9 protein-coding genes are annotated in these 16,039 nt (G+C 68.9%); 2 read left to right on the forward strand and 7 right to left on the reverse strand.

Annotation, left to right across the window (positions count from 1 at the left end):
- Positions 1-134: 134 nt before the first annotated feature.
- Together H5407_RS01025 and H5407_RS01030 are read right to left on the reverse strand one after the other, a co-directional pair.
- Positions 135-830, reverse strand: coding sequence for a hypothetical protein (locus H5407_RS01025; RefSeq protein WP_183102545.1), 696 nt, complete (start codon positions 828-830; stop codon positions 135-137).
- Positions 831-967: 137 nt separating this feature from the next.
- A complete protein-coding gene (locus tag H5407_RS01030) occupies positions 968-2,515 on the reverse strand; it encodes a PAS domain-containing methyl-accepting chemotaxis protein (protein WP_183102546.1) in 1,548 nt (515 codons plus the stop codon).
- Positions 2,516-2,835: 320 nt separating this feature from the next.
- On the opposite strand from H5407_RS01030, the gene H5407_RS01035 reads away from it, so the two are divergent.
- Together H5407_RS01035 and H5407_RS01040 are read left to right on the forward strand one after the other, a co-directional pair.
- A complete protein-coding gene (locus H5407_RS01035) occupies positions 2,836-5,262 on the forward strand; it encodes a CehA/McbA family metallohydrolase (protein ID WP_183102547.1) in 2,427 nt (808 codons plus the stop codon).
- A 156-nt stretch (positions 5,263-5,418) separates the two neighbouring features.
- Positions 5,419-7,227: an OPT/YSL family transporter gene (locus tag H5407_RS01040; RefSeq protein WP_220800388.1), complete on the forward strand. Its 1,809-nt coding sequence runs from the start codon at positions 5,419-5,421 to the stop codon at positions 7,225-7,227.
- An 82-nt stretch (positions 7,228-7,309) separates the two neighbouring features.
- On the opposite strand, the gene H5407_RS01045 is transcribed toward H5407_RS01040, so the two are convergent.
- The 5 genes from H5407_RS01045 to H5407_RS24600 form a co-directional block, all read right to left on the reverse strand.
- Positions 7,310-8,101 carry a DUF3667 domain-containing protein gene (locus tag H5407_RS01045; protein ID WP_183102549.1) on the reverse strand — a complete coding sequence of 264 codons (792 nt, stop codon included), beginning with the start codon at positions 8,099-8,101 and terminating at the stop codon, positions 7,310-7,312.
- A 212-nt stretch (positions 8,102-8,313) separates the two neighbouring features.
- The gene (locus H5407_RS01050) at positions 8,314-10,482 is read right to left on the reverse strand and encodes a TonB-dependent siderophore receptor (protein ID WP_183102550.1); all 2,169 of its coding nucleotides are present in this window, start codon (positions 10,480-10,482) and stop codon (positions 8,314-8,316) included.
- Between the two features lie 551 nt (positions 10,483-11,033).
- Positions 11,034-11,546: a Dps family protein gene (locus tag H5407_RS01055; RefSeq protein WP_183102551.1), complete on the reverse strand. Its 513-nt coding sequence runs from the start codon at positions 11,544-11,546 to the stop codon at positions 11,034-11,036.
- 173 nt (positions 11,547-11,719) lie between these two features.
- The gene (locus H5407_RS01060) at positions 11,720-14,347 is read right to left on the reverse strand and encodes a 2-oxoglutarate dehydrogenase E1 component (protein ID WP_183102552.1); all 2,628 of its coding nucleotides are present in this window, start codon (positions 14,345-14,347) and stop codon (positions 11,720-11,722) included.
- A gap of 26 nt (positions 14,348-14,373) precedes the next feature.
- Complete coding sequence (locus H5407_RS24600; RefSeq protein WP_220800389.1) at positions 14,374-15,918, reverse strand: methyl-accepting chemotaxis protein; 1,545 nt, start codon at positions 15,916-15,918, stop codon at positions 14,374-14,376.
- Positions 15,919-16,039 lie beyond the last annotated feature (121 nt).

Here is a 16,039-nt window from a genome sequence, read left to right on the forward strand (position 1 = left end):
GCGATGCCCGCTGCGGTGAGCCGCGGACTTCACCGGTTCCGGCGCTCATGCGCACAAGCCATCCACGGAGGGTCAGGTCTTGCCTGTGAAGGCCCGGCCTGCGCTCTCAGAGGCGGTTGAGGCGCGGCTGCCCGCTACCTGATCGAGGCCGGCAGCTCGTAGCTGACCACCTGCGACGAGAGATCGCGTGCATTCAGCTCGATGGCCGTCAGCTTCTTGCCCTTGGCATGCAGGATGAACAGCCGGCCTCTGTCCAGGAGCCTGGCGTCCAGAAGCCGGTCTGCCTTGTCGGCAAGCAGTCGGTAGCCCTTGCCGTCCGGCGCCGACATCGCGATCTGCTGGGCGTCCGAGGCCGAGAGCCGATCGTCGCCGCTGCTGTCTGCGCTGACGGTGACATCGACATAGGCGACGGCCTGCCGCGTCTTGCTCTCGTACTCATTGGACGGCAGCGCTTCCGAACTGAGGATGACGCTGTCCATTGACGGGAGCAGCCAGTGGGCCGAGCGCCGGGATGGATCGACGTAGCGATAGTTCCGCACGGAGCCGGCTTCCTTGGAGCCCGAGCCCAGCGCATAGGTCTGCTGCACGGTCAGGGGCGCGCGCAGCAGCGGACTGCCGTGGATGGGGCCGAAGGCACCGAGCTCCGCCCGGCTGTCCCGGACGTCGCCCAGCGCCGTGCTGGCCACATCGTCGATATGCCGTGTCCGCGTTGCGTCCTTGAGCAGCAGATAGCCGGCGGCTGCCAGGAGGGCGGACGCGAGGGGGCCGACCACGAGGATGATCAGGGCATTGACCCGCCAGAGCAGGGTGAAGAAGCGTCGTGTCTGCACGGCATTCCTGGTGCAGGCGGGCGGCTCAGGCGCCTGGCGTCCGGCCGCCATGCAACAGCGTTGCGCCGGCGAAGCCACCAAACCAAGGACGACATGCGCGCGGCCAAAAGGTGCCAGGACGCGCCGGCCGCCTACTCTCAGGCCCTGAATACGGCCAGCGAGCGCTTGAGCGAGTCCGAGCGCTGGAGCAGGGCTTGCACCGCAGCCGTGGTCTGCTCGACCATGGCCGAGTTCTCCTGGGTCATGCGGTCCAGCGTGGACACCGCCGTGTTGACCTCGGCAATGCCGCTGGACTGCTCGATGGTGGCGCGCCGGATCTCGTTCATCATGGTGCCCACGCGGTCCACCTCGCCGACGGTGCGGCGGATGGTCTCGTTGACCTCATCCATTTCCCGAGCGCTCTGCGAGACCTGCTCGACCGAGGCTTGGATCACCTGGCGCACCTCCTTGGCCGCGGTGGCGCTGCGCTGGGCCAGGGCGCGCACTTCGCTGGCGACCACCGCGAAGCCGCGGCCCGTGTCGCCCGCACGGGCGGCCTCCACGGCGGCATTGAGCGCCAGGATATTGGTCTGGAAGGCGATGCCTTCGATGACCTGGACGATGTCCCCGATGCGCTGGGACGAGGCCTCGATGGCCGTGAACGCGCTGTTGACGCGCTCCACGGCGTCCCCGCTGCGCTGGGCCGCGCCGGAGGCCGAGGCGGATTGCTCGGCCACCTGGCTGGCGGTGTCCGCCGTCTGGCGCACCGTGGTGGCGATCTGCTCCATGCTGGCCGCCGAGCGCTGCACGGCGCTGGCCTGGTTCTCGGTGCGGTCCGACAGATCCTGTCCCGCACGCGCCAGCTCGGTCGTGGTCTGCACCGTTCCCAGCACCTCCTCGCGGGCGTCGCCGATCACGGCGCGCAGATTGATCTGGATCTGGCTCAATGCGCGGGTGATGCCACTCAGCGGATGCGGATGCACATTGCCCACCCGGTCAATGAGACTGCAACTGGCGATGCGGTTGGCGGCCTGCTCAGCCTCGTCCAGGCGCCGCTGGATGTCAATCTGGAACCAGATCACCAGCCACACGCTGCCCAGCAAGGCCGCGCTCGCCGGCGCCCAGGCCCCCCAGGACGGCAGCAGCCAGGCCACGGCCGCGGTGCCCAGGCCGATGCCTGTGAGCCCGGCGATCAGGCGCTGGGTGATGTTGAGCCGATGCCAGCGGGCAGGCATGTCACGCAGGCCGTTGCGGCGTACCCGGCCGGCATGCAGCCGGATGCGCCGCACGCCGCTGCGCTGCTGTTCGCGCAGTCGGGCGTAGAGCTGCTCGGCGTCCTGGATCTCCTGTCGCGTCGGCGCCTCGCGCACCGACAAATAGCCCACCGGCTTGCCGTGCTCCACGATAGGCGTCACGTTGGCGCGCACCCAGTAGTGGTCGCCGTTCTTGCGCCGGTTTTTCACGATGCCGGTCCAAGGGCGGCCGCGGCCGATGGTGGACCACATGTCCTTGAAGGCCTCCTCCGGCATGTCCGGATGGCGCACGAGGTTGTGCGGCTGGCCGATGAGCTCCTGGTAGCTGTAGCCGCTGACTCTGCAAAAGGCGGCATTGCAGTGGGTGATGCGGCCCTGGGCGTCGGTGGTGGACACCAGCAACTCGTCCTGGAACAGGTGCTCTCGCTGCGTCACGGGTTCATTCAATCGCATCGGGGACCTCCATCGGAGCCGGGCTCACGACCCCGACCAGTCACCAGCCTAGGGGGAACCCCGGAGGCGCAACTTGAGTTTGGTTAAGTGCGGGCGGCGCATGAAAGGCGGCACCAGCACGCCGTTCACTTCTTGACGAATTGGTGAATGCACTGGCTCTGCAAACCCTCATTGATCCCGGTACGTGCTCCGCGCACAGTCCGGCCCGTCGGCGCCGAGGACGCCGGCACCCACCCTAGACAACAACGGAAGGCCCGGTTCCCATGAAATCCGTCCCTGCGACTGCGGTCGCCTGCGTGCGCAAACGTATGCGCAAACCTTTGCCCTCTCAAATCCGGGGCTTTGCCCTGTGGCCGGTGACCCTCGCGGCCGCCCTGCTGAGTGCCTGCTCGGGCGAATCCCCGGGCGGCAGCACGCCACTGCCGGCGATGCAGGCGGAGGCCCAGGGCCTGGTCAATCCGGCCGCCAAGTTTCCGGATCACCACGAATTCGATGCCAGCCTCTACCTGCCGTACCGCACGGCCAACGGCCAGGCGGCGCGCGAGCTGGCGGTGAATCTCAGCTACCCGGGCATGGCGCCCGGGCAGGTGTTTGCCTGGCAGATCGCCCTGGTGGACGAGCGCCAGCAGCAGCGCCGCGTGCTGGTCGGCGAGGCGGTCTGGGGTGGTCGCCCCCTGACGCTGGTGCAGGCCTGGGATGGGATGGATGCCCAGGGTCAGGTCTTGCCTGAAGGCCGCTACGAGGCGCGGCTGACCGCCGTCGCGGTGCCTGGCGAGGTGGCGCAGGCTGCGCCGTCGAGCGGCGAGGCCCGCCGCGCTGCGCTCTGGGCTCGGGCCCAGGGTCATGAGGTGCAGCAGCGCTGGGGCTTCCAGGTCGGGCGTCCGGCCGGCCCGCAGATGCCGGCCTTCACGCCCCTGCGCACCGCACCAGAGGCGGGTGAGTCGCAGCGGGCACGCATCCAGTCGGTCGCGGCGACCGGCGCCTTGCCCTTCACCGTCTACTACGCCAACCTGCACAGCCAGACCAATGACTCTGACGGCGGCGGCGCGGTGGGCAGCTGCACCTCGTCCCAGCCTGCACAGACCGGTGCCTACGGCCCGACCGATGCCTTTGTCTATGGCCGCAATGCGGGCCTGGACGTGCTGATGACCTCGGAGCACAACCACTACTTCGACGGCTCCTCCGGTACCAATACCTCCGCCAGCCCCGCCACCGCGCGCAGCCGCTACCAGGCCGGCCTCTCGGCAGCCAGCAGCTTCAACGCGGCCAATCCGGGCTTCCTGGCGCTGTACGGCATGGAGTGGGGCGTGATCAACAATGGCGGCCACCTCAACATCTTCAACAGCAACGAGCTCCTGGCCTGGGAATACAGCGGCAGCAACGAGCTCTTCGGCGACCGCTACGTTGCCAAGAGCGATTACGCCGCGCTGTACGGGGTGATGCGCAGCCAGGGGCTGATCGGCCAGTTCAACCATCCCGAGACCTCCGGGCAGTTCGCCATCAACGGCACGGCCCTGGCCTACAGCGCCGACGGTGACGAGGTCATGGTGCTGACCGAGATCCTCAACACCTCGGCCTTTTCCAGCAATACCAGCGAGACCGAAACCGGCCGCAGCAGCTACGAAGATGCCTTCAACCTGCTGTTGGAGCGGGGCTTCCATGTCGCGCCGGCGAGCAACCAGGACAACCACTGCGCGAATTGGGGCAAGTCCTACACCAACCGCACCGGTGTGCTGATCCCCAACGGCACGACCCTGGGCCGCACGGCCTTTCTGGATGCGCTGAAGGCCCGCCGCGTGTTCGCCACCATGGACAAGAACTCGCAGCTGGTGCTCCAGGCCAACGGCCACCTGATGGGCGAGCGCTTCAGCAACAGCGGACCGCTGCAGCTGAGCGTGGGCTTTGCCAACAGCGCGGGCCGCAGCGTGGCCAGCGTCCAGATCATCGAAGGCGTGCCCAGGCGCAACGGCACGGTCAGCACGCTGGCCAGCACCGCCACGGCCACCGTCACGCCAGCCGTGGGCGAGCACTTCTACTACGCCAAGGTGACGCAGGACGACGGCAAGATTCTGTGGTCCGCGCCCATCTGGGTCACCCAGACCTCCGGCGGCGGCACGGCGGACACCACGCCCCCGACGGCCAGCGCAGCGGTCAGCGGCACGGCGGGCACCCTCACGCTATCCGCCACCGCGAGCGACAACGTCGGCGTGAGCCGCGTGGACTTCGTGGTGGACGGCAACGTCAAGGGCAGCGACACGAGCGCTCCCTACAGCCTGGCGCTGGACTCCACGACGCTGGGCAACGGCAGCCACACCCTGGTGGCCCGCGCCTATGACGCGGCCGGCAATGTCGGTGCGTCCTCCAGCGTGAGCTTCAGCGTCAGCAATGCCGGCGCCACGCTCAACGAGACCGAGTCCAACGGCACCATCGCCAGCGCCAACGTGGTGAGCGGCCAGACGACTCTCAGCGGCACCATGGGCAGCAGCAGCGACAAGGACTTCTTCAAGCTGAACCTGGCCGCAGGCCAGAAGCTGCGTGTGGACATGGTCGGCCCCTCCACGACCGACTACGACCTCTACATCGTCAACGGAAGCGGCACGACGCTGGTCGCCTCCGAAGGCAGCAGCAGCAGCGAGAGCGTGACCTACACGAACGGCAGCAGCGCGCAGACGGTCTACATCAAGGTGATCTCCTACTCGGGCAGCAGCACCACGCAGCGCTACACGCTGACCTTGAGCTACCCCTGATCCGAGCCGCTGCCGAGCCCGCCTGCCGGCCTGGCAGGCGGGTTCTTGCGGCAGATCAGGGCGGCGTTCCGGACCGGAGCAGGGGGGGTGGAAGACCCATGGTGACGGGCTTACATGGCGATTACAGTCGCGGCCATTCCCCAATCCGGAAGCACCATGTCCAATTCCTCTCTCATCCAGCCCGACACCCGGCGCTGGGCCTGGCTGCCGCCCGTCGGCAGCTGGGGCTACTACACCCTGCTGGCCGCGGTCGGCATGTTCATCCTTGGCCCTCTGGGCGGCATCACGGCCGCCTTCATGAATTTCTCCATCGGCTTCTTCGTCGGCGGCCAGGTGCTGGCCGGCATCCTCGGCTCGGTGATCACCTACGGTTACGGCCCCGAGGGCCGCCATGGCGCCAACTACATCCAGACCACCGCAGCGTCCGTCGCCGGCATGATGGCCATGAGCACCCTGATCCAGGCCATGACCTGGATGGGCATGCCCCAGGTGCCCGACTGGCAGCTGGTGCTGTACATGCTGTGCATCAGCATGATGGCCGCCGGCATCGGCATGCTCTACACGCCCATCCTGGTCGAGCGCATGCAGCTGACCTTCCCCTCCGGGCTGGCCGTGGCCAATATCCTGCGTGCGCTGACTGATCCGGTGCTGCTGCGTCAGTCCGTGTCCCGGCTCTTCGGCGGCATGGGCGCCGGCCTGTTCGGGGGCGTGGCGGCGGTCAAGGTGGCCTGGATGGGGGCTATCGAGCTCTCCACCTCCACCTTCGGCGCCGGTCTGATCGTGGGCGCCCGCGTGGGCATCCCGGCCATCGTGGCGGGCGCCGTGTTCTGGGCGCTGACGCCCTACTTCATCAGCATCGGCTGGCTGCACGAGGGCGAGCCCTTCCGCAAGATCGCCTTCCTGATTGCGCTGGGCATGATCCTGGGCGCGGCCATCATCGACCTGGCCTTGATCTTCTACCGGGTCGTGCGCCGCCTGGCCCAGCCCGGCGAGCGCGTGGTCGTGCCCGACGAGCAGCGCACTGGCCCGCGCGCCAGCCTGCCGCGCCTGCTCGCCTGGGTGGGCGTCTGGACCGTGGCCACGGTGATCTGCGGCGTGCAGTTCTTCCATGAGCCCCTGGGCTTCATGCTGCTTGCCGTGGCCCTGTGCTACCTCTTCGTCATCGTCTGCGGCATCTCCCTGGGGCTGACGGACTCCAACCCCATTTCCTCCTCCTTCGTGGTGACGGTGCTGGTGCTGGCCAGCCTGGGCCTGAAGGACCCGATGCTGGGCCTGATGGCGGCGATGGTCGTCTTCGTCTCGGCCAGTGTGGCCGGCGACATGCAGCAGGACCGCTCCACCGGCTGGCGCCTGGGCTCCAACCGGACCCTGCAGTTCCGCTTCCAGGTTGTGGGCCTGCTGCTGGGCGCGGTGATGGCGGTGGCCATCGCCAAGCTTTTCATGACGGCCTACCCGGTGCTGAACCTGGACCAGACCGTGATGAGCAAGGACCAGGCCCCAGCCCAGTGGACCTCGGCCATGACCTACAAGTTCGTCGGCGCCCTGCGCAGCCTGACCGATCCCAAGCCTTATCAGACCGACGCCATCCTGATCGGCATCGCCATCGGCCTGGTGACGGAGTTCTTGCGCAAGTGGATCAAGGCCAACGGCGCCTACCAGCGCTTCGCGGCCGGCTCGCGTCTGGGCTTCGGCACGGACTTCATGCTGGATGCCGTAGTCCTGCCCAGCCCCTATGCCTCGTCCTTCGGTGGTTTCGTGAACCTGCACACCTCGGCCTGGTTCGCTGCGGGCGGCGTGATCTCCAGCGCGATCAACACCTTCGCGCCCAAGCCCAGGCCCCAGCCGGGCGAGGAAGAGCTGCCGTCCGACATGAGCTCGACCTCCCTGGTCGGCGGCGGTCTGATCGCGGGCGACGCGCTGGCAGCGCTGGGTCTGGGCGTTGCCGGGCTGCTGGCCGTGCTCTGAGACAAGCCGGTCTGCGTCAGGAAAATGGGGTCCACAGGACCCCTTCTTGCTTTTTGGGCGACAGGCCAGCGAGGCCTTGGGTTCACAGCAAGGTTTGTCGGAGGGACCAGGTCGCACCCGCACCCGCAAGCAGCACGAATGCCAGCAGGTAGCCAAGGGTAAGAACGCCCATGCGCAGGCCGGTGGCCCATCGACGGCCGCCATAGACGCGCTGCAATGACACAGCGGTGAACCCCAAGCCGGTGAACGCCGCCAGCAATCCCGCCGGGAGGTCGATGCTCGGCCACCAGCGGCTGAAAAGCACCAGTACCGTCAGCACGGGCAGCCAGCCGCAGTGCACGTGCAGGGCGGTCACCATATGGACGCCAAAGGGGAGGCGTCGGCGCCAGTACGCGGCCCGCAGCAGCAGGGCCAGAGACGGCGCCAGCGCCAGGAAGATGGTCTGGCGCGTGGCCTGCCTGTAGGACCTGCTCGTGCGCTCCAGGTCCTGCAGCAGCTCCGGATCCGCAGCCAGGCGTCGACGCCAGTAGTTGCAACGCTCGGTGGGAATCTGCTCGCAGACCATCTCGCCATTGACGACACCCAGCTTGATGCCGACGCCCTCCAGCACGTGGCTGTCGGGCGCAGCGGCAGTGCCGTGACCGGCAGAGGTCTGAGGGGCGGCGGGCACTGGGGGACGCAGCCAATGCAACAGGAACAGGCTCAGCAGCGAGATGCTCAGGAACAGGCGCAGCGGAGTGAGGTAGCGCCGTCGTTGCCCGTTCAGGTAGGCCAGCGTCAGTTGGCCAGGCCTGAACAAGGCGCCCAGCGTGCGCCGCAAGGCGCCGTCCGAGGCGAGGAGATGACCGCCGAACTCCCGGAGGAAATCGGCCAAGGTGGGCACCCGCAGATCGGTTTCCTGCCCGCAACCCGGGCAGTGACGGGGCCGAGCAGAGGCCCAGGCATCCTGGCAGTTCGGGCAGATGCCGCCCGCGGGTGGGTGGGGCGGCGCGAGTGCGTCATTTGCTAGCGTCATGGGGGCGGCATGATAGACCGCCCCATGCATGGGCTGGGGCTGCCGTGCACGGGGTGCCGGCTCGTCCTCGCTCAGAAGCGATAGGTCGCCGACAGCTCGACCGCGCGCGGCGCGCCTGGCACGAGCAGGTTATCGACGGCGCCATGGGCCGACACAATGTAGCGGCGGTTGCTGGCGTTCTTCAGGTGGAGGGCGATGTCGAAGGCGCGCGATCGGTAGTAGGCGGCCAGGTCCGCGGTCACGTAGCCCGGCAGCACGACGGCGTTGCTCGCCGAGGCGTAGCGATCGGCCGAGTAGCGCAGGCCGCCGCCGGCGCTGAAGCCGCCGCCCAGCTGCTTGACGGCCCACAGCGAAGCCGAGTGGCGAGGCGTCAGGCTGGGCCGCTTGCCCTGCAGCGGGATCTGCTCGACGGGCGTCTGCGGCGACGCCTGGCTGGCGTTGGAGCGGGTGATGCGGCCGTCGAGGTAGGCATAGCCGGCCGAAACGTCCCAGCCCTGGGGCAGGCGGCCGGCGGCGGTCAACTCCAGGCCGTGGGTGCGCTGCTCGCCGACGTTGATCAGCACGCCTGGGTTGCCCGGGGCGTTGGTCTTGATGCCGGTGCGTTCAAGGTTGAACAGCGAAGCGGTGACAGCCAGTGCACCGTCGAAGAGGTCGAGCTTGCTGCCGACCTCGACGTTGCGCGTCTGCTCGGGGTCGCTGTTGGCATTGTTGGCCGCCAGGGCGAAGTTCTCGCCCGAGGGCTGGAAGGACTTGCTGACGGACAGGTAGTGGGAGGCCCAGTCGCTCGGCTGCCACAGGAGGCCGGCGCGAGGACTCCAGGTTTTGTCCTTGCGGGACAGCGGCGCACCGGTGCGCGCAAAGGCGGTCGATTGGTCGAAGGTGTCGTAGCGCAGGCCCAGCAGGGCTTTCCACCGCGGCGACAGCGTGAGCTGGTCCTGCAGGTAGACGCCTGCCACGTCGAACACGCTGTGCGCTGGGTTGGCCGCTGCCAGCGTCGCCGCGGACATCGCCGGCGGCAACACGCTGCCCGGGTTGAAGAGGGGCACGCGATCGATGTTGTTCTGGCTGATGAAGTTCTGGTCCTTGTTCTGCCGGCCGATCTCGATGCCGGCCAGCCAGTCGTGCTGCAGGCCGGCCAGCGTCTGGCGCAGGCTGAGTTCGGTTTGGTTGAACCAGCCGCTCTCTTCGCGCGACACCTGGCCGCGGCTGCGGCTGACGGTCATCGTCGTCGCATCGACCGTGCCGCTGGGCTGCGTGTTGTTGCGATCGAGGTCGTAGGTGTAGCGGCGCGTCACGTTGCGAAGCGACAAGGACTCGCTGAAGCGGTGGTCGAGCGTGACGGTCAGTGAAGAGACGCGCGAGGTGCTCGTGTCGTCGCGGCGCGCGTCGCCCGAGCCGTAGTAGGTGCTCGGCGCGACGTCGACGGGCCGGCCGTTGTAGGAGGGGATGCCGAAGTCGGTGATGCGCTTGTCGGTCGCGTGCTCGGCCTGCACCAGGAGCCGGGTGCTTGCGCCGAGCTTGGCGGCCAGCGAAGGCGCGACCGCCGTGCGCCGCACGAAGCCCTGGTCGCGATAGCTGCCCGAGTCCTCGTGCGCGCCGGTGAGGCGCAGCGCGACGCCGTCGCCAACCTGGACGTTGGCGTCCAGCGCGACGCGCTTGAGCTCGTTGCTGCCGAGGTTCAGCGTCAGTTCACCGAAGTTGCCGGGCTGGGGTTTCTTCGTCACGCGGTTGATGAGGCCGCCCGAGGAACCGCGGCCGTAGAGCACCGCCGCCGGGCCCTTGATGACCTCGACGCGCTCGATGTTGGACAAGTCGCGGAAGTAGAGGGCGTCGTCGCGGATGCCATCGACGAACTGGTCGGAGATGGCGGTGAAGCCGCGGATCGTCACCTGGTCGCGCTGGCCGTCGCCGCTGCTCAGGCCCACGCCTGGCACGTTTTGCAGCACGTCTTGCAGCGAGTGCGCGGCCTGGTCGCGGATCAGTTCCTCTGAGACCACGTTCACCGCCTGAGGTACGTCGCGCAAGGCCGCGGCTGTCTTGGTGGCACTGCTGGATGCCGCCGGCGCGTACTCGCTGCCCTGCTTGACGTCCACGCGGATGGCGGGCAACTGGTAGCCCCCGCTGGCGGCTTCGGGCACCTTGGCCGGCGGTGTCGCCTGTGCAAACACCGCGCCGGTGGCAATGGCCAGCGTCGTGAGCGTCAGCAGCCGTGCGGGGGCGGGATTGATTCGAGACTTCAAGAAATGCTCCGTGAGGGGGGCTCTTTGGATGAGGCGCGCCCATGGGGCTCGCCAGGGACCGTGTCTAGAAATGGTAACAGGAAATGCGTCTAATTCGCATTTACATAAATCAACCCAGCCTTGGCCTGCGCGTTGGCGCTCGCCAGGGCGATCGGATGGGATGCCAGACCTGGCACCGGCGCGCTGGCGCCACGGGGCGCGGTTCAGCACGGGCGCGGACCGAAAGCCCGGGCCCGGGGAGGGCTGCAGGGGCGGCGCAGGCGTCACCGCGGAACGACTGGCCCATGCCGGCGATCAAAGACGGCCTGACGGCGTCGCGGAGAGGGCGCAGGAGCGCCTGGGTCAGGCCTCCCGCAGGGGGCGGCGCGCGTGCTTGCACCGGCCAGATGCCGACGATGGCCTGGGGGCAGGATTCAGTGGGGGTGGGGCGGTCCCGGATCCAGGCGGGCCGGCGCCCGCGCCCTCGGGAGGCGGTGTCTCCTCACGGATGGGCGGGGCTGGTGCAGTTGCATGCCGTGTGGCAACTGGCCGGCAAGGCCTGAGCCGCGTGCTCAGGCGTCTTCAAGCAGGCTGCGGAGCATCCAGGCGGCTTGCTCATGCACGGTGATGCGCTGGGTGAGCAGGTCAGCGGTGGGTTCATCCGACGCCTTCTCGACGGCCGGGAACAGGCTGCGAGCCGTACGCGCCACGGCCTCGTGGCCCTCCTGCAGGATGCGCACCATCGCCAGGGCCTTGGGCGGCGTGGCGGGGGCGTCCTTGAGGCTGCTGAGCTTGGCGAACTGCGCGTAGCTGCCCGGTGCCACGTGGCCCAGGGAGCGGATGCGCTCGGCGATGGGGTCCACGGCGTTCCACAGCTCGGTGTACTGGCCCATGAACATCGCGTGCAGCGAATTGAACATGGGGCCGGTCACGTTCCAGTGGAAGTTGTGCGTGGTCAGGTACAGGGTGTAGGTGTCGGCCAGCAGTTTGGACAGGCCGGCGGTGATGGCGGCGCGGTCCTTGTCGGAGATGCCGATGTTGAGGCTGGGTGTTGTGCTTGATGCAGCTGCGGGCTTCTTGGCCATGGGTCCTCCTGGTGGTCGCTGGGGCGCGTCTGTTGTGGGGGCGATGTCGCAATCTACCGCAGCGCAGGCCGGCGGGCCAGTTGGCTCGCTTGATGGCCGTCATAGGCAAGCTCGATGCCCGGAGCCAGGTCTTGCACAAGCTGGGGTCAGGTCTTGCCCAACCAGGATCGCCCTCAGCGGACCAGGGCCTGCGTCCACAGCCACTGCTGCTCCGCCCGGTGCTGGCGCGGCGAGGCGCAGGGCCCTGCGGCGCGGTCCGGCCGGCTGATGCAGCGCAGCGCCACGCCGGGCGGGCAGACGCCCTCCAGCGCCTCGCGCAGCAAGGGCCAGGCGCCCTGGGCGCGCTGCTCTTCCTGGATCCACAGCAGCTCGGCCACTTCCGGCAGCTCGGCCAGGGCGCTGCGCAGCGCCTCGTCGGGCAGGGGATAGAGTTGCTCAAGGCTCCAAAGCGCCGTGTACGGGTCCCCGGCATCGCGCAGGGCGCGGGCCAGCTCGTGGCGCAGCTTGCCGCTGCAGAGCCAGATACGTTGGCAGCGCTCGGGCGCCGCCAGCACGCGCAGCAGCGGCCGGAAGCCACCTTCCATGAGGCGCTCCAGCGGAGCGTGGCTCAGCGGGTCCTGCAGCAGCTGGCTCTTGGGCGTGAAGACGATCAGCGGCCGGCGCGGCTGCGCCCGCGCCTGCTCACGCAGCAGGTGGAACCACTGGGCGCTGTCGGACGGACAGGCCACGCGCAGGTTCTGCTCGGCGCACAGCTGCAGCAGGCGGCCCAGGTGGGCGTTGGAGTGCTCGGGTCCCACGCCCTCGTGCCCATGCGGCAGCAGCAGGGTCAGGCCCGAGGCCAGGCCCCACTTGGCCTCGCCGGAGGCGATGTACTGGTCGAGATAGATCTGGGCGCCGTTGACGAAGTCGCCGAACTGCGCCTCCCACAGCGTCAGCACCTCGGGGCGCTGCAGGCTGTAGCCGTACTCGAAGCCAAGCACCGCGGCCTCGCTGAGCGGCGAATTGACGATCTCGAAACGTGCGGCCCCCCGGCTGGGCGACTGCAGGGGCACGTGCCGGTCCATGCGGTCGCCCTGGGCATGCCACACGGCGTGGCGGTGCATGAAGGTGCCGCGTTCGACGTCCATGCCGGCCAGGCGCATGGGCTGGCCACTGGCCAGCACCGTGGCGTGCGCCAGGTTTTCGGCCAGGCACCAGTCCACCGCACCAGCCTCCTGGCGCGCCAGGCTTTCCCAGCGCTGGTGCAGGCGGGCCAGCTGTGGGTGCAGGGCGAAGCCCTCGGGCACGGTACGCAGCCGGGTGAGGGCCGCTTGCAGCTGGGTGGAGTCCAGTGCGGGCAGGGCCGGCCGCGCGTCATACGGCGGCCTGGCCTCGGCGACCGCCGGTTGGGGGCGCACGGGCTCGCGGGCCAGGCGCCCGAATCGGGCCAGGGCCCGCAGCGGCGCCTGCGAGCGCAACGCCAGCCATTGCTGTGGCTCGCAGCGACCGCTGGCGACCAGTTCGGCGCCGTACTGCTCGGCGGCCGTGGGCTGGGCCTCAGCCAGGCGCTGAAGCTGTGGGCGGGTCAGCATGGGCTGGTCGTGCTCCGAGTGGCCCAGGCGGCGGAAGCCTATGACATCGATCACGATGTCCGCGCCAAAGGCCATGCGGTAGGCCAGGGCCAGTTCGGCGGCGCGGGCCAGTTGCTCGGGGGCGTCAGCTCGCACGCGCAGCACCGGGGCATCGATCACGCGGCTGGCGTCGCTGGCATAGCGCTGGTGCAGCGGGTCGGCGGCATGGGGGGTGGTGAAGCCGACCTGGTTGTTGATCAGCACATGGATGCAGCCCCCGACCTCGTAGGCCGGATGGCGGGACAGCAGCAGGCTCTCGCCCACGATGCCCTGACCATCGAAGGCGGCGTCGCCATGCAGCAGCAGGGCCAGGGCGGCTTGGGCGCGGGGCAGGCCTTGAGACTCGTCCTGGCGGGCGCGCGTGCGGCCCAGCACCACGGGCTGGATGCTCTGCAGGTGAGACGGATTGGGCGCCAGGCGCAGGGAGAGGGCGCCGTGTGGCGTGTCCAGGCGGGTCTCGGCGCCCTGGTGGTAGGCCAGGTCGGGCCGCGGGCGGCGGCTCGCGGGATCCAGCGCCTCCAGGATCTCGGCCACGGGCTGGCCCAGCAGCAGGGCCAGCACGGCCAGGCGGCCGCGGTGTGGCATGCCCATCTCCAGGGCCTGGACGCCGTGGGCCGCGGCCTGCTCGCACAGGGCGTCCAGCAGCAGGACCAGGCCCTCGCAGCCAGCCATGGAGAAGCATTTTTCGTCCGGCAGGCGCTGGGCCAGGAACTGCTCCCAGGCCTGGACCTCGATCAGGCGCTCCAGCCATTGCAGGCCCTGGGCACGGTCCGTCGCCGGGGGCGCGGCCTCGAAGCGTGAATGCAACCAGTGGCGCCGCGTGTCGTCGCGCAGGGCGGAGCAGTCCAGGCTCAGCGCGCCGGTATAGAGGGACAGCAGGCGACGCTGCAGGCCGGCCACCTGGGCGCAGCCCCACTGTGCGGCCAACGCGGGGGGCAGGTCTTGCGCGCCCTCCAGGCCGAAGGCGGCGGCATGCAGGGTCTCGGCGGGCAGCGGCGGGCTGGCCTGCAGGGGATCCAGCGGGGCGTGGCGGTGGCCCTCGCGACGCACCTGCTCGACATAGGCCTGCACCCGCAGCGGATCAGCCGCCGGTCCGGCCGGCTGCGACCGGGATTGCAGGGCCTCGCCCGCGAGATGGAATCGGCTGCGTCGCGCCCATTCGGGGTGCGGCAGCGGCAGGGTGGTGCTCATGGTTTTCTCTCCCTGTTCAGCGGCCTTCAGAGGGCGAAGGTCCGCACCATGTCGTTGAGCTGGTGGGCCTGGTCCTGCAGCGAGCGGGCCGAGGCCGTGCTCTGCTCGACCATGGCGGCGTTCTTCTGCGTGTTGTCGTCCATCTGCACGATGGCATCGTTGACCTGCTCGATGCCCAGGCTCTGCTCGCGGCTGCTGCGGCTGATGTCCGCGACGACGCGGCTGACCTGCTGGATGCTGTCCACCACCTGCTGCATGGTCTGGCCGGCATGCTCGACCATGCGGCTGCCCCGATCGACCTGCTCGACGGAGTTGTCGATCAGGCCCTTGATCTCGCGCGCCGCGACGGCGCTGCGTTGGGCCAGGTTTCGCACCTCGGTGGCGACCACGGCGAAGCCTCGGCCATGCTCGCCCGCCCGCGCTGCCTCCACGGCGGCGTTGAGCGCGAGGATGTTGGTCTGGAAGGCGATGCCATCGATCACGCCAATGATCTCGACGATGCGGCGCGATGCCCCGGCGATCTGATTCATGGTGCTGATGACCTCGCCTACCACCTGCCCTCCCTGCAGAGCGACCTCGGAGGCGCTGTGGGCCGAGCGGTCGGCCTGGCTGGCGGAGTCGGCGCTGAGCTTGACGGCCGAGGTCAGCTGCTCCATGGCCGATGCGGTCTGCTCCAGCGCGCTGGCCTGCTGCTCGGTGCGGGCCGAGAGGTCCTGGTTGCCGTCGGCCACCTGCAGCGCGGCGGTGGCGATGGTGTCTGCGCCGCTGCGCACCTCGGAGACGATGCGGTGCAGGCTGTCCACCATGCGCTGCAGGGCGGCGATCAGGCGGCCCACCTCGTCCTTGCGCTCCACGCGCAGGTGGTAGGTCAGGTTGCCAGCGGCCACGGACTCCGCCAGCTCAATGGCATGGCGGATGGGCCGGGTAATGGAGCGGGTGATGGTCACCGCCGTGCCGCCAGCGAAGAGCACGGCCAGCAGGGTGATGCCTGCCATCTCCAGGCGGGCGCGGGCGGCGTCGCTCTTGGCCTCGTTCACGTCGGCCACCATGCTGTGGGCCTGGTACTCGACCATCTTGTCGATCAGTGCGTAGTAGCGGACCTGCAGCCCCACCAGGTCTCCCTGGTAGAGGCTCAGCGCAGCCTCGCGCTGGCGCGCGGCAAGCAGGTCGAAGACCTTGCGCAGCGCGGCGCCATAGGCCTGGCGGGCCTCGCTCTGCTCCTTGAAGATCGCCTTGCTGGTGTCGTTGTTCAGCAGGCTCTCGAGCTTCTTGAAGTTCTCGGTGTTGCGGCTGCGCAGGGCGGCGTACTCGCTCATGTACTGCTTCGTGCGCTCGGGCTCCTCGGTCAGCAGCAGGCGGCCGACGGTGATGATGCCCTTGTCGCCGACGTCCTTGATCTCGTTGCTCAGGGCGATCTGGGCATAGCGGTCATCGACCAGGCGTTCCATGGTCAGCCCCGAGCGGGACAGCACCTGGTAGGCGACGCCGAGAATCAGCAATAGCAGCGAAATCACCAGGGCGAAGGCAATGCTCAGCCGGGTGCCGATCTGTAGGTGGGCGAGTTGAATCATGACGGACTCCCTTGGACACAGCACGGAGCGTCCCGTGCGTGCCAAACAAGTTAGGTCCGGGCCCTGTGCAGCGTCAATCGCAGGGGCTGACAGGGCCAGTGGCGGATGTCACGAATGCACG

It is taken from the genome of Mitsuaria sp. WAJ17 (assembly GCF_014174515.1).
Classification (GTDB): Bacteria; Pseudomonadota; Gammaproteobacteria; order Burkholderiales; family Burkholderiaceae_C; genus Roseateles_B.

What these genes read in the sequence shown, in the direction of transcription:
- H5407_RS01030 (WP_183102546.1), bottom strand. Translation starts at nt 2,515, where the DNA reads ATGCGATTGAATGAACCCGTGACGCAGCGAGAGCACCTGTTCCAGGAC.
- H5407_RS01040 (WP_220800388.1), top strand. Translation starts at nt 5,419, where the DNA reads ATGTCCAATTCCTCTCTCATCCAGCCCGACACCCGGCGCTGGGCCTGG.
- H5407_RS01055 (WP_183102551.1), bottom strand. Translation starts at nt 11,546, where the DNA reads ATGGCCAAGAAGCCCGCAGCTGCATCAAGCACAACACCCAGCCTCAAC.
- H5407_RS01060 (WP_183102552.1), bottom strand. Translation starts at nt 14,347, where the DNA reads ATGAGCACCACCCTGCCGCTGCCGCACCCCGAATGGGCGCGACGCAGC.
- H5407_RS24600 (WP_220800389.1), bottom strand. Translation starts at nt 15,918, where the DNA reads ATGATTCAACTCGCCCACCTACAGATCGGCACCCGGCTGAGCATTGCC.